Below are 13,988 nucleotides of genomic sequence, written 5' to 3'. Positions count from 1 at the left end.
CGCCGAGGGGTGGATCGACTCGGTGGGAGACGGCGAGCGTGCTGTTCTCACAGCGACCGAGCCGGGTGTGGCCACGCTGGCCGAACGGGTACACCGGCAACTGCGCGAAGCAGACCTGACCGGCGGTCCCGCGTTCGTCACCGCGCTGGCCTATCTCGCGATCTTGCCTCGCCCCCAAGCCGCCGCGGTGCTCGAGCAGCGGGTCGGGCACCTCCGAGAGGAAATTCGCCACCTCGAACAAGCCACACGCGATGCAGCCGGACCAGAGGTCCACATGATCGAAGCGCACTACTTACTGTCGCGGCTGCGACACGATGCGGACTGGCTCGAGGGCACAGCTCGGCGAATCGAAACAGGAGACCTCAGCTGGACGCACTGAACCGGCCCGGATCCGGTTCACCGACATAACCGGTCGGAGCCCGGGTGTAAGTCCACGCCCGAGCCTCTCGCGCGCGGAACGGGTCAGCCCCACCCGAACGGGCTATTGAGCACGAGCCCGACCAGCACCACCGCAGCGAGTAGACCGGCGATCGAGGTGTCCTTCAGCGGTCAGGGCCGGGTTTCCCAGCGCGGCATCAGTTGCATACATTGCAATGTGTTTACATATTGTTCGTAGTCGGCATCACGCTTCGGAACAGGAGACGGCATGGCTCCCTTGGCACTGACCCTCTACATCATGTTCGGCCTACTCGGCTTCGGCTGGCAGAGTTGGTCGCAATACCGCCGCACCGGATCCACCGGCTTTCGCGGGATCTCCGGCCGGCCCGGATCAGTGGAGTGGACTGCCGGAATCCTCTTCGTCATCGCAATGCTCACCGGAATCGCCGCGCCTGTAACACAATTGGCCGGAGTCGTCGGGCCGCTGGGTCTGCTCGATGCCCCATGGATCGCAGCGAGCGGGACCGCGTTGACAGTCGGTGGAATCGCCGCGACCGTGTACGCCCAGCGGCAGATGGGCGAATCCTGGCGTGTGGGAGTCGATCCGGCGGAATCTACGAATTTGGTCCGTAGGGGCCCGTTTGCGGTGGTACGCAACCCGATCTTCACCGCCATGGGGATAGTCGCCGTCGGTGTCGCTCTCATGGTTCCCAACCCGATCGCGTTGATTGCTCTGGGCGCGTACCTCATCGCGGTCGAATTGCAGGTCCGTGTCGTGGAAGAGCCCTATCTCAACCGTGTCCACGGCTCGAGTTATGTCGAGTACACCAGTCTGGTGGGCAGATTCGTCCCTCTTGTAGGTCGTTCACGGTAGCGCGCTCAACTTGATCTCACCTCCTCACCCTGCGGGCCACAGCTCGCGCGAGACTTGCACGACACTGTCGTGGCGCGCGATCCGAACCGGTCGCGCGGCGCTCTCGAAGGGCCACACCCGCATCCGCCACACATCACCGTCGAGTCGGGTTGGCCCGTGAATCGTGTTCCGCGCCCGTCGATTTCGTGTGACAGGAACCGGGCACGTGTCACGGCGTCGACCGGTCGTAGTTGCTCCAGCGTCAGCGAGCGAGGGCTATCAGCTGACTTACCACGTCGGACAGTGGCCGACGGGTGTCGATCTCCACCGTGGCGGCCAGGCGCAGTAGCGGCACTACTTCGGCAGTGTCCGAAATGATCTGCTGGCGTTCTTCGGCAGTTTTGCCGAAGGGATTGCTGTCACGGGCAGCGATTCGCTCGAGCATCACATCGATTGGGGCGCTGAGCAAGACGATGTGATCGAACCGCGCGTAGAACCGCGTCTGATTCCGCACCGTGCCGCCGATGAACAGCGGTTCGCCCGAACGCTCGTGCTCGACAAGCAGCGTATCGATACGGTCTTCTCGCCACTGACGTTCGCCCTCGACGCCATCGAGTGCCGGAGCTTGTTCGATCCAGGCATCAGCGTCGGTGTCGACCACCCGGAATCCCTTCTGCGACAGCAGATTCAGCACGGTGGACTTCCCCACACCGGACATCCCGGTTATCAAGACCGCCGCCATCGACTCACCATAGGCGACGCGCCTCGTATTTGCCGCTGCCGCGGTGTCCGCAAGCGCATCACCGCATCGGTGATCGAAACGTGATCGCTTGCGGGCGTGCGGGGTTGGCAGAATATGTGGTGTGACGGCAGGGGACGCGCGAGGCGCGAGCGAGGGTGCCGACGGCTCACCGCGGCCGAACCAGAGCGAACACGAAGCAGAAACAACGGGTTCCCAGGGGAACCCGCCCGCGGAGGCCGAGGCATCGCCGGCGTCGGGCGAGGGGGACCGGTCACCGGAGTCGACGTCGCCCATGGCGCGTCCCCGGCGGACGGCCGAGCAATCCGGTGCGAAGTGGATGCGGGCCGCCACGGTAGCGAGTGCTACGGGAACGGTGATGGCCGCCTTCGCTGCGCTGGGCGCGCTCTATTTCTCCAACAGCACGTTGAGCGCGTCCAATGACCAACTCGGTCTTGCGCGCCAGACCGCCCAATCCGAGTTGCTCAAATCAGCCGCCGAGCAGTTGGACTCGGACAAGGGGAGTGTCCGCCTCAGCGGGGTCTACCTACTCGAACGCCTCGCGCAAGACTCGGCGGCCGATCAACCCACCGTCCGGCAGTTGCTCGAAGCATTCCTCCGTACCGAAACTACGAATTCGCCCTGCGAAACCTCCGGACGAGAAGCGCCGGTGGACACCCAGGCCGCCTTGGACGTCATCGCGAAGTACGCTGCTCTGCCGGACCCGACACCGCGGGTGCACCTGCAAAGGGCCTGCCTGGCCCACGCCGACCTGGTCAACACGGATCTCACCGACGCGAATTTCGTCGGCGCGAACCTCACCGGCGCTTTGCTCAATGTCTCCCGGCTGCACGGCGCGAACCTCGAAGGCGCCTTGCTCCAGTCCTCGCAATCGGTCGCCACAATTTTCTCGGACGCGAACCTGTCCCGAGCGAACCTGTCCGGCGCGAACCTCTCCAGTGCGAACCTCGCAGACGCCGACCTCGACGATGCGAACCTCGCAGGCGCCAACCTCTCCGGCGCGAACCTGACCGGCGCAACCCTTCCGAAGGCAAACCTCGAAGGCGCGACCCTCTGGAACGCGAACCTGACCAGCGCGGAACTCCGCAGTGCGAACCTGATCGGCGCCGAACTGCTCAGTGCGAACCTGAGCCGCCTGGACCTCATCGGCGCGCGTCTCCACAGCGCGCGACTCGATAACGCGATCCTCGCAGGCGCGGTGCTGACCGGTGCCGATCTCACCGGCGCCGATCTCACCGGCGCGAAACTCGACGGTGCCAACCTCACCGACGTGGTCTACGACTCGCAAACCCGGTGGCCCGACGGCTTCACGCCACCCTGATGTTCGAGACGTACTCGGGGTCCGCAGGATCCAGCAGCCGCAACCTCTGCTCCTGCCGCTGAGCGCGCGGACCGGCCCCTTGTCCTGGATCGTGACTACAGCGGCTGTGCGCCGGGTTCGAGCAGGCGCTTGGGGTGCATGCCGTCGACCTGCCCGATGAACGGCGGGTGGATGCTGTACCCGAGCATGCGGCGAATGTCCTCGGACACCGCGCGGACGGTGTCTCGTGTAGTCGAGAGGGTGAATGCTTCCTGCGGCCGCAGCCATGGCTCGCAGTACTGAGCGGTCACGGCCAAGCGCGGAGCCGTCGAGCGGTTGGCGCCGCCGCCGTGCCACAGGGTGCCCGGGAAGAACACGCAGGAACCGGCTTTCATTACCACCGGTACTCGCTCGTCGGGTGTCGGCATGCGGTGTGCCCACCGGTCGCTTCCCGGTATGACGTCGGTGGCGCCGTTGTCGGCGGTGAAGTCGTCGATCGCCCAGATCGTCGCCGCTCCCAGTGCTTTTCGGGGGCGGGGCAGGGGGTAGAAGCCGTCGTCGGTGTGCAGCATCTGTGCCTGCTCACCGGGCAGGATGTTGATCACCTGCAGCATCGACAGCAGATAGTTCGGCAGGAACAACCGGTCCAGCAGCGCCAGTACCCGGGGATGGTCGGCGATCCGGTCGCAGGCACGGGTCTTGTTCAGCACGCTGTATACCCGCTGGGTGGTGTGGCCCTCGAATCCATTGCGGCCGTGTCGATCCAGCAGCGGCACGACCTCGGACCGGACCGTCTCGAGCTCTTGTGCTGTGAGCAGGTCATGAAGAATCACATACCCATCGCGTTCCAGGGCCGCCAGATCATCGGCGACAATCGCAGGGTCGACGGTGTGGCCGCTACTGACAGTCCTGCGATAGGTGCCGGCCAGATCACCTGCCAGATCCTGCAAGGTCGACGCTTCGGTGCTCATTTGGCACTCCTCGACTCGAGAAACATAACTGACTTCTGTTATTGTTTCGAGAATGGCACGTGCTCCGATCGGACGTCAACAACTCTTGGACGCTGCCCGCGAAGAACTCGTCCGGGGCAACGGCGTCATGGAACTGGCCGCTTTGACCCGTCGCGCCGGGCTCAGTACCGGCGCGCTCTACCATCACTTCGGCTCGAAGAATGGTCTGCTCGCGGCGATCTACGACGACTTCTATCAAGCACTGGGCCGCGCGATCGCCGACGCCAATCTGCCCCGCGATGCCGACTGGGCCAGTCGCGAGCGGGAACGAACCCGCCTCTTCGTCGCTCATCACTTCACCGATCCGCTGGCCGCCATCGTGCTCAACCGCACCGCAGGCGACCCACAGCTCACCGACCTCGAAGCGGTCTACCTCCAGGCCATGAGTACCAACGCCGCCGACAACATCCGCAGCGGCCAGCGCGCCGGGGACATCCCCGCGATCCTCGACGCGGATAGTGCCGGCGCCTTCGTCATCGGCGGACTCCGCCACGGCATCGCCCAACAACTGCGCCTCTCCCCGCGCCCGCCCGTCGACCAAGCCACCGAACGCTTGTGGAACCTGACAGCGGGCGCCCTCGGCCTCACCTGAGCCCTGTGCGGCGAAAGGTCGACTAGCGGTGGCCGATCCGTCGACGCGCTTGCCGTACCAGCGGACTAACGCGAAACATCTCGTCGGGAGCGCGAGCGTCCAGACAACCCCAGTACACGAATCGCTGTGCGATGCCCGGCGCCTGCGTGGCCTCCCACACCGCGACCAGAGCGTCGACCAACGACTCGATTCGGTCAGACGAATCATCCTGTGCCTGCGCGATGGTCAGCACGCGTTCGGCCGACGCGAGCATGAGATCCAGCAACCAGAAACTCAGCTCCCACTCGGCCTTGTTCGCACGCAGCAGATCGACGAACTCATCGAGGCGGGCCGGATCGGATACCTCGATGGGCCAATCCTGCATCCAGCTTTCATGCGCGATGTTCGCCAGCTGTGCCACTCGCGACGCCGAATCACCGCCCGGATAGATCATGCGGCTGACGGTAGCCAACGCAGCGATCTGTGGCGATGGAGTTTCTCTCCCCCGACGAGCGGCAGCGCGGACACTCGGTGATCGCGCGATCGCGGAACGAGATCGACTGTGCCCGTGCGACATCCGGACTCGTGTTCGCCCCGCACACTCCGTCGGTGCCGGTCTGACATCAAACGCTTGACCTTGGCCCGAGGTCAAAGTGCACGTTCCTGGCATGCACCATGGCGTGGCCGTGGTCATGATGGCGAGGTGAGTTCGTATCGTTTGGCTGAGCCACCGCTGTTCACCCGCCTGCGGAATGCCTCCAGCGTGCTGATCGCCGGGGCGGGCGGCGGGTTCGATGTCTACGGTGGCCTGCCTCTGGCCGTGGCACTGGAGGGACTGGGCAAAAAGGTGCATCTGGCGAACCTGTCGTTCAGTGACCTGCGCCGGACCCCGTTGGAAGACTGGCTGGCGCCGGGGGTCGCCGCCGTCGACCCCGATACCGTCGGCAATGACGACTACTTCCCCGAACGCAGTCTGGCGCGATGGCTGGCGACCACCGGTCGCGAGCCGGTCGTGTACGCGTTCCCGCAATCCGGTGTGCGGCCATTGCGTACGGCTTACCGCACGCTCGTCGAGCACCTCGACATAGACGCCGTCGTGCTGGTGGACGGCGGCACCGACATTCTGTTGCGCGGCGACGAGGCCGGCCTGGGCACTCCGCAGGAGGACATGACCAGCCTCGCGGCCGTGGCCGGCCTGCACGGCATTTCCCGCCTGGTGGTGTCGATCGGTTTCGGCGTCGACGCCTATCACGGCGTCTGTCACGCACACGTGCTAGAGAACCTCGCTGCGCTGCAACGGCAGAACGCCTTCCTCGGCGCCCTCTCCATACCCTTCGACAGCCCGGAAGGCGCGGCCTACTTCGCCGCGGTCGTCCACTCCTTGGCCGAAACACCTTTGCGCCCAAGCATTGTCCAATCCCAGATCGCCAGCGCCTTGCGCGGGGAATTCGGCGATGTCCATGCCACCGACCGCACCGGCGGCACGGAACTGTTCGTGAACCCGCTCATGGCAATGTATTTGGCCGTCGACCTTCCTGCGCTGGCGCGCACGGTCGAATATCTACCACTGCTCGAGCCGACCGAGGACCCCTACCAGGTGGCCCGGGTCATCGAAGCCCATCTCACCTCACGGCCCGAACCCCGTCCCTTCAGCCTCATCCCACACTGACCAGACCGCCGCCCACCCAACACCCATCGACGCCCCGTAGGTCCGCAAGGCCGGTTTCGATCATCACGCGACCGAAACCAGCTGTCTCACACTGCCTCCGTCCGTTGATCTTTCGTGGCACTGCGTGTGCCGTTGCGGGCCGCGTCTACGACAACGGCTCGGTGCCGGGCGTGACGGGCGAAATGCCATGACGCGCCAGAAGTTCCGCATCCAGCAACTGTGCGTGCCCGTTGCCGATGGACCAGTCCTCGCGGCCGTTCTCGATCACCGTGATCACGATGTCCTCTGCCCGCACGCCCGCCGCGCCCAGTTCGTCGGCGATCGCCCGGTAGAGCGCCTGCTTGCGCTCGGCGGGCCGGCCGCGAACCATGGCGATCTGCACGTAGACGACGTTGCGTCGCTCGACGCCTAGGTAACCGCTGTCGAAGATCAGCTCGTCGGCGCGGCGCGGTTCGATGATCTGGAATCGATCTTCCGGCGGGATGCCGATGGCGTTCACCATGGCGCGGTGGATGCCGTCCGCGATAGCCCGCTGGATGGCCTGGGGAGTGTCTTCGCGGAGCGCGATTCGGGTGAGCGGCATAACGATCTCCTGACTTTCTGAGGTGACTGCTGTTTCGAATCTTGTGCTGATTCGTCGACGCGGTCAGGGGTGACCGTGGTCGATGGCGGAGTCTGTAGGTGAAAGGTCGAATCGTGCGCCGAACTCCGACATTTGGTCGTGTTGCCGCGCGGGGTCGGCAGCTGCGAAGCCGACGACGATCCGGTCCACACCGTGCTCGGCGAGTTCCTCGACATGTTCGAGGGACATGTCGGCCGACCCCCAGCGTGTGTACTCGATGTCGGCAGGGTCGCGTCCCGCGTCGGTGGCCGTCTGGCGGGCCAGTTCGAGCTGCCGGTCGCGTCCGTGTTCGGCCAGCATGCCGCCGGCGAAATATCCGTTGCCGCGTCGTCCGGCGCGCTGGGCCGCCGCCGCGCTGGAGCCTCCGATGTGGATGGGCAGCGTGGTTGTTTCGTGTGGCTTGGGGTAGCTGCACAGGTTGTCGAAGGCGAAGAACTCGCCATGGTGACTGACGCCGTCCGCGCCGCCCGACCACAGCAGGCGCAGCACATCGATGGCCTCGTCCGCGCGGCGGCCTCGGCTGCGGAAATCGACGCCCATCGCGGCGGCTTCCCCGGGCAAGGCGCCGAGGCCGACGGTGAGCAGCCGCATCCTGCCGCCGGACAGCACGTCGACGGTGGCCAGCCGCTTGGCCAGAACCACCGGATGGCGATACGGCAAGAGCAGCACACCGGTTCCGAGCACAATTCGCTGGGTGGCCGCGGCGACGAAACTCAGGCAATCCAGCGGATCGAAATACGGCAGCGTCGGCGGCAGTGCGCCCGCACCGTAGTCGGCGCCCGGATACAGCGCGATATGGTCCTGAACGTAGAGTGCCTCGAACCCGAGGTTCTCCGCGTGCTGGGCGAACGCTATGAGGCGGTCGGGATCGGTGCCGTTGAACGCCGTGCTGTAGCTGGCCGCGAACCGCATGACGAGATTCCTCCTGGTACGTTTGGGATTTCGATGCCCGCTGCGGCCTCGACCGGAGACAAGGGCGCTGAAGGCAGAGTTTGCACTTCGGGAGAAGTTTGCCCACGGCGCTGATCCGCGCGCTCGGCTGCCGCCGAGACGGCTGACCAACGGACGAGCATCGACCAGGCCGAAACCCAACTCCGGCAATACCTGGCCTCTCGTGCCAGGGCGCTCGGCCAACGCTCCGATCAGCATGCGACCTCCTCTCGAGACTGCTGCGGGAAACGGTAAACCTTGTCGCCAATGTCAAGGCAATACCGCAGTTTTCACGCCCGCGCGGTGTGCCAACCGGCGCGTCTGCCCGGGAAATTGCACATCTACACGCCGTCGGCAGCACCCAGTCCCCAGGTCGGGCAGCCGCCCGGTCTCGAGGGATTCCTGCATCTCACGACGGATCCCCACGGATACTGTGCCTGGCTGGCCCAGGCCTACCAGGACAGCGACTACAACGAATACCCGTATCCGCTCTTCCCGCCCAATAGGGCAGCGTCGACTGACCTCGACCAGTCCACGAAGTCGACGCGACGGCGGACCGCGAGCGCTGTTCGAACCGACCGAGCAGGTCACCTCATCGGCACATGTGTCGAGCCCGAGATGATCTCTGCGCGTTACTCTTCGGTGTGCCGCGACTCGCTTTGGGCACGCCCGCGCAGCACACTCAGGAAACTAATTCCGCGCGGCGAGGATCTGGGTGAGGTAGTCCGGGGTGCCTTCGATGCGTTGCAGATGCGGGTAACGGAGGCCGTCGTGGTAGTTCAGTTCGACGGTCCGTGTCTGATCGAAGTCTTTGACCTGCAATCGGATCGGTGCGGGGTTGGTCTTGGCCGCCTCGATCGCGGCTTCCATCGTGGCTTGGGAGTAGGGGGCGTCGTTGACCGAGACCACCGTCATTCCTGTGCCGACTCTCGCCTTGAATGCGGGTCCGTCCCATCGCACGTCGGTGACCTTGCCTTCACCGGACACGTTGAGGCCGATCGAGTAGGTGTAGTTGACGGCGCCCTCGGCCTTTTTCAGCTGAGCCGTGAGCAAGGCGCCGGGGTTGTTGTCGTAGACCAACTTCCAGCCCGTCTTCTCCACACTCGCGGCGAACGGTTCCTTTCCGTCGAGGCGATCGCGCAGGTACTTCGCCCAATCGTCGGCGACCACGCCGTTCAGCGTCGAGACGACGTCGTCGAAGTCGTAGGTGTTCTGCGACTCCCACTTACTGCCGTCGACACCGAAGAACGCGCGAGCGAAATCATCGAGTGATTTCGTGTTCCCCGACAGTTCGCGGATACGCGCGTCCACCCCCAGCCACACCAGTTGCCCGCCCTGGTAGTAATCCTCGCTGAGCTGCCACGACCGATACGGCTTCGTACGCCGCTGGGCGACGATGGGATCGTTGGTGGTGTCCTGCAGACTGCGCCAGGTGAGTCCGGGCCGGTTATCGGTGTACGCGGCGACCACCGAGGCCAACGCGTCACGGGAGACTTCCGCGTTTCGCAAGCCGGACCGGCCGGTGAGCACGTTGCCCCAATACTGCGTCTGCCCCTCGTAGACCCACAACAGGCTGTCTTGCATCGGGACGTTGTAGTTGGGTGTCCACAGGTCGGCCGGCCGTCGGAACTTGCCGTTCCAGGAATGGGTGTACTCGTGCCCGAGCAGATCGGCGCTGCCGACCGCGGGGTCCCACGCGGTGAAGTAGTCCGTGGGTTGGCCGTTCTCGCTGGATCGTTGGTGCTCCAAACCGTTGGAGCTGAGCTGATCCGACAACGACAGCAGGAAGTCGTAGTGGTCGTAGTGTTGCGAGCCGTACAGTGCCAGAGCCTGCCGCACCAGAGCCTTGTGCAGTTCGATGTGCTCGGCCTTGGCTTCGAGCTGCTCCGGTGCGTCCGCGAATACTTGCAGGCGCACAGGGGTTTTCGCGCCCGGAGCCAGGTCGAACTCCTTGTGATAGCGCCCCGCGTACACGGGCGAGTCGACGAGGATGTCCAACGGAACGGTTTTGTAATTCACGGTGTCGCCGGCCTTTCCGGCGACGTCCAGCGCGGTTCCGGCCTCGAATCCCGGCGGGTAGGTGACGCTCGCGGTGAAGGGAATCTCACTGGCGGGCGGACCGGCGGGATAAAGGACCACGGCATTCCACTGAACATTCAGCATGTTCGGCGTCATCACCACGCGCCCCTGTGAGGAGTCGGTGGGGGTGAGGTACTGGAAGCTCGCGTCGATCGAGTCCACGCCGTCGGGCACCGTAACCTTGAACTGATAGACGTTCAGCGGATCGCGCTTCCACGCCAGCTTGTTCCCGGCGCTGGTGAAGGTGATGCCCGCGATCTTGTCGATCGGGCCGGACGGAGAGTGGTTGCCGGGCAGCCACTGCGGAAAAAGAAGATCCACCTCACCCGACTGAACGGGGATCGTCTGCTTCACCTGAATCACGCGCTGCGGCAGATTGGTCGCGTCGACCGACACCGAGATCGCTTTCTGATTCGCCGGAGCTTTATCAGGCTTGTCGCGCAATCCCAGGTAGAGTGCGCCTGCCAGGAGAAGGAGAACGACGACGCCGAGGGCGCCGAAAATACGAGTCTTGGACAACAACACTCCCCGAGTCACACAGATCTTGTCGACACCACGAATCAAACGCAATACCCGCCCCGACGGCCGGCGAGAGTCCCTTAGTTGCTGAACTGATAATTCATCCTACGAGAGTCGGTATCGCAGCGCGCGAGAAGCGAGTGTGGGCTGCGTCATACCCGTCGCGCGACGTGGTCCCCGACCATGACCGCGCTGGCGCATGTCCAACGGCCTGTGATTCAGTGCCGGACTGCCCGCGAGATGCCGCGTGATGCGATGCCGCTGTCGGCTGTATGCCGGTAGCGTTGTCCGATGATCCTCTGTCGGATCCTCGGCCCGGTCTCGGTCGAGGTGGACGGCGTCGTCGTCGATCTGGGTGGGGCGGTGGCGCGGCGATTGCTCGCGGCGCTGGCGACCGGAATGGGCGCTGCGGTGGGCCATTCGGTGCTGGCGGATCTGGTGTGGGGTGACGAGTCGCCGCGCGATGCGACGAAATCGGTTCGAGTGGCGGTGCATCGGTTGCGGACGGCACTCGGGCCGCGCGGGGCGGCGTGGATCGTGTCGGCGCCCGGTGGGTATCGGCTCGCGGTCGGTCCGGCGGGAACCGACCACGGCCTGTTCACCGAGCGGGTGACGGCCGGATTGCAGGCCTTGGCCGCCGGGGACGCGGCGGCGGCGATCGGGTCGCTGGAGTCGGCGCTCGCGCTGTGGCGCGGTCGGCCGTGGCCGGAGTTCGATGAAATGGCAGCGGTTTCCGCGGCCCGGGCACGACTGCTGGAGCTGTACGAGGTCGGCTTCGAGGAGTTGCAGGCGGCCCGCCTGGAGTGCGGGGACGCGACCGCGGCGGTGGTCGCTTTGAGCGCGACCATCACCGAGGCGCCCTATCGCGAACGACGCTGGGAATTGCTGGCTTTGGCGTTGTATCGGAGCGGACGGCAGGCACAGGCGCTGGCCGAGTTGCGGCGGGTGCGCGATCTCCTCGTCGACGAACTCGGCATCGAACCGGGGCCCGCGCTGCGGGAATTGGCGGACCGGATGCTCGCCCATGACCCGCGCCTAATGATCGTGCCGGATTCCGGACCAGCGGAGCTGAGCCGCGGCGCCGGCCAGCCGTACGCGCCGAGGGCGAGCAGCGCGGCGCCGACGAGGCCGATGACGGCAGCATCGCGGTCAGCTCGGAGCGTGCGAGCCGCAGGCCGAGCGGGAAGTGGTGGGACCGCGCCGGTTTCGAGACTGGAGCGACCGCTGTCTACCTTCATCGGCCGCCGCGCCGAGTTGGACCTGCTCCACGAGTTGCGTACCGCGAATCGATTGGTGACCGTCGTCGGCCCCGCAGGCGTCGGCAAGACACGCCTTGTCATCGAGTACGCCGCCGAACGACCAGACACCTGGCCGGTGCCGTTGGCCGACAGTCGCAGCGCGGCGGACATCGCGCCGTCGATCGCCGCGGCACTCGGAATCCCCAGCGTCATCGGCGATCCCATGACCACACTGCGCAACGCGCTGCGCGATCAGCCCGGTCTGCTGATCCTGGACAACTGCGAACACCTCGTCGACGACCTGCCTGCCATCGTGCGCGACCTGCTCGCCCACACCGCCGGAGTGCACATCCTCACCACCAGCCGCCGCCCGCTCGGCATCGCGGGCGAGCGAGTAATACCGTTGCATCCCTTGACGATCGACGCCTCCGACGGCCGCGCCGGGCCCGCCGTCGAATTGCTGTACGAGCGGGTGAGCGCCGGCCGCGCCGACTGGCGGGCCACCCCGGACGACGAGTGGGCCGCCCACGCCATCTGCCGCGCGCTCGACGGCCTGCCGCTGGCCATCGAATTGGCCGCGGCCAGAGAGCGCGTACTCGGACTGTCCGGCATCGCCACCCTGCTACCCGAGCGCACCGATGTGCTCGCGCCGACTCCGCACGGGTCGCTGTCCCCGCACGACTCGCTCACCTCGGCCATCGCCTGGAGCGTCGAGCAGCTCGACACCGCCGATCGAGCACTGCTGCTGCGACTATGGCCTTTCGGCGGTGGATTCACTTGGCAGGCAGCCGAATCGGTGTGGCGCGACGGTGACGGTGCGGTGCTCGCCCGGCTCTCGACGCTCGTCGATCGGTCGGTGGTCATCGCGGACGTCACGAACGGCAGCGCCAGATACCGGATGCTGGAGACCATCCGGCGCTACTGCCGTGACAACGACCCGGATCCCGCGGCATCACAGCAAGCCCACGCGCAATGGGTTCGCCGACTCATGCGAGAACAAGCGGGCCTGCTCAGCAGATCTCACTCAGCGGACGCAGCTGAAGTCCTCGCGACCGAAATCGGCAACATACGTATTGGTTTCCAGCATGATTTGGCCCACCATCCGCGCGAAGCGCTGCGTTCGGCCGGTGCGCTCGCCGCCGTGTCGATGACGGTCGGCACGTTGCGAGAGGCGACCCGCGGTATCCAAGCCGCGTTGACGGCTTGCTCCGATGCGGCGTTGATCGATCGTGTCGAGGCCACTATCGCCCTGTCGACCGCTGAACTGCACGCCGGAAATCACACAGCCGCGCTCCGTTCGGCCGAATCGGCCATCGAGCTGCTCGACGGAACGAACCCGGAGCACGAACTCCTGCTACTGCGAGCATGCTCGAGTCGGTGCAACGCGTTGATCCAGTTGAACGAGGTGGCGGCCTTCCGGTTGGCGCACGAGCGGTTTCGCGTCGCCACCGAAAGCCCGAACGCCCCGGAGTCGATGCGAGTGAACGCAAAGCTGGGAGCGGCGATGCTGCAACTGTATGACGGACAGATCGACAGCGCGGTGCAGAACATACTCGCATGCCGCGAAACAGTGACGGAGTACGGGAATTTACGGGCTAGGGGCAGGATCGAAACGGTGCTGGCCTGGACGCTGCTCGGGCAGGTCTCCCCCGATCCCGCATCGGTACGAGAGGCTCTCGGCTACCTCACCTCGGCGATTACCATCTTCGAACGGCAACCCCATGGCGCCGAGATGCTCGTGTGCCTCGATGCCGGCGTTTGCGCTCTGATCTGCCTGGGGCGCAAAGACATCGCGCAGCGGCTGCACGCGGCGGTGCTTGCCCACGCCGCCCGGATCGGCACCGATCCGTGCCGCTATCTGCGCTCGATCGGACAGCAGTTGGCGAGCCGGAAGGTCGACGGTCTCGCAGACGCCCATCCGCCCGGTCCGGCACCGAGTTGGTCGGCGATGGTCGAGTTGTTCACCAGCACCGTCGCCGATCTGGTGAAGCCGTGACTACTCGCCGTACCCCGGTCCATACCCATTGTCGCTGCAAGCGACCACGGAAGACGACGCACT

Annotated in this window: 12 protein-coding genes; 6 read left to right on the top strand and 6 right to left on the bottom strand. The window is 65.6% G+C overall.

Going from position 1 to position 13,988, the window contains the following annotated elements; translation table 11 throughout:
* The first annotated feature begins 67 nt into the window (after positions 1–67).
* On the top strand, positions 68–379 hold the full coding sequence (locus ON39_RS14430; protein ID WP_146251295.1) for a hypothetical protein: 312 nt from the start codon (positions 68–70) through the stop codon (positions 377–379).
* A 267-nt stretch (positions 380–646) separates the two neighbouring features.
* A complete protein-coding gene (locus ON39_RS14425) occupies positions 647–1,252 on the top strand; it encodes a methyltransferase family protein (RefSeq protein ID WP_040734473.1) in 606 nt (201 codons plus the stop codon).
* A gap of 241 nt (positions 1,253–1,493) precedes the next feature.
* Here ON39_RS14425 and ON39_RS14420 read toward each other — a convergent pair whose 3' ends face one another.
* A complete protein-coding gene (locus ON39_RS14420; RefSeq protein ID WP_083894443.1) occupies positions 1,494–1,973 on the bottom strand; it encodes a shikimate kinase in 480 nt (159 codons plus the stop codon).
* A 376-nt stretch (positions 1,974–2,349) separates the two neighbouring features.
* On the opposite strand from ON39_RS14420, the gene ON39_RS45900 reads away from it, so the two are divergent.
* Complete coding sequence (locus ON39_RS45900; RefSeq protein ID WP_051186612.1) at positions 2,350–3,312, top strand: pentapeptide repeat-containing protein; 963 nt, start codon at positions 2,350–2,352, stop codon at positions 3,310–3,312.
* Positions 3,313–3,407: 95 nt separating this feature from the next.
* On the opposite strand, the gene ON39_RS14410 is transcribed toward ON39_RS45900, so the two are convergent.
* Entirely contained in the window at positions 3,408–4,262 is an 855-nt protein-coding gene (locus ON39_RS14410; RefSeq protein ID WP_040734469.1) for a phytanoyl-CoA dioxygenase family protein, read from the bottom strand.
* A gap of 52 nt (positions 4,263–4,314) precedes the next feature.
* On the opposite strand from ON39_RS14410, the gene ON39_RS14405 reads away from it, so the two are divergent.
* On the top strand, positions 4,315–4,893 hold the full coding sequence (locus ON39_RS14405) for a TetR/AcrR family transcriptional regulator (RefSeq protein WP_040734468.1): 579 nt from the start codon (positions 4,315–4,317) through the stop codon (positions 4,891–4,893).
* 22 nt (positions 4,894–4,915) lie between these two features.
* Here ON39_RS14405 and ON39_RS14400 read toward each other — a convergent pair whose 3' ends face one another.
* Positions 4,916–5,326, bottom strand: coding sequence for a hypothetical protein (locus ON39_RS14400; RefSeq protein WP_040734465.1), 411 nt, complete (start codon positions 5,324–5,326; stop codon positions 4,916–4,918).
* Between the two features lie 309 nt (positions 5,327–5,635).
* Here ON39_RS14400 and ON39_RS14395 point away from each other — a divergent pair, with 309 nt between their 5' ends.
* A complete protein-coding gene (locus tag ON39_RS14395) occupies positions 5,636–6,541 on the top strand; it encodes a DUF1152 domain-containing protein (RefSeq protein ID WP_211336433.1) in 906 nt (301 codons plus the stop codon).
* A gap of 145 nt (positions 6,542–6,686) precedes the next feature.
* Here ON39_RS14395 and ON39_RS14390 read toward each other — a convergent pair whose 3' ends face one another.
* The 3 genes from ON39_RS14390 to ON39_RS14380 all read right to left on the bottom strand — a co-directional run bounded on the left by ON39_RS14390 (position 6,687) and on the right by ON39_RS14380 (position 10,697).
* Positions 6,687–7,124: a tautomerase family protein gene (locus ON39_RS14390; RefSeq protein ID WP_051186611.1), complete on the bottom strand. Its 438-nt coding sequence runs from the start codon at positions 7,122–7,124 to the stop codon at positions 6,687–6,689.
* 63 nt (positions 7,125–7,187) lie between these two features.
* Entirely contained in the window at positions 7,188–8,075 is an 888-nt protein-coding gene (locus ON39_RS14385; RefSeq protein ID WP_040734463.1) for a TIGR03619 family F420-dependent LLM class oxidoreductase, read from the bottom strand.
* Between the two features lie 708 nt (positions 8,076–8,783).
* A complete protein-coding gene (locus tag ON39_RS14380) occupies positions 8,784–10,697 on the bottom strand; it encodes a M61 family metallopeptidase (protein ID WP_040734462.1) in 1,914 nt (637 codons plus the stop codon).
* Between the two features lie 285 nt (positions 10,698–10,982).
* On the opposite strand from ON39_RS14380, the gene ON39_RS45895 reads away from it, so the two are divergent.
* Entirely contained in the window at positions 10,983–13,925 is a 2,943-nt protein-coding gene (locus ON39_RS45895) for an AfsR/SARP family transcriptional regulator (protein WP_051186610.1), read from the top strand.
* The last annotated feature ends 63 nt before the right edge of the window (positions 13,926–13,988 follow it).

Source organism: Nocardia tenerifensis NBRC 101015, from assembly GCF_000308715.1.
GTDB lineage: Bacteria > Actinomycetota > Actinomycetes > Mycobacteriales > Mycobacteriaceae > Nocardia > Nocardia tenerifensis.
This window is presented reverse-complemented; position numbering and strand designations above follow the sequence as displayed.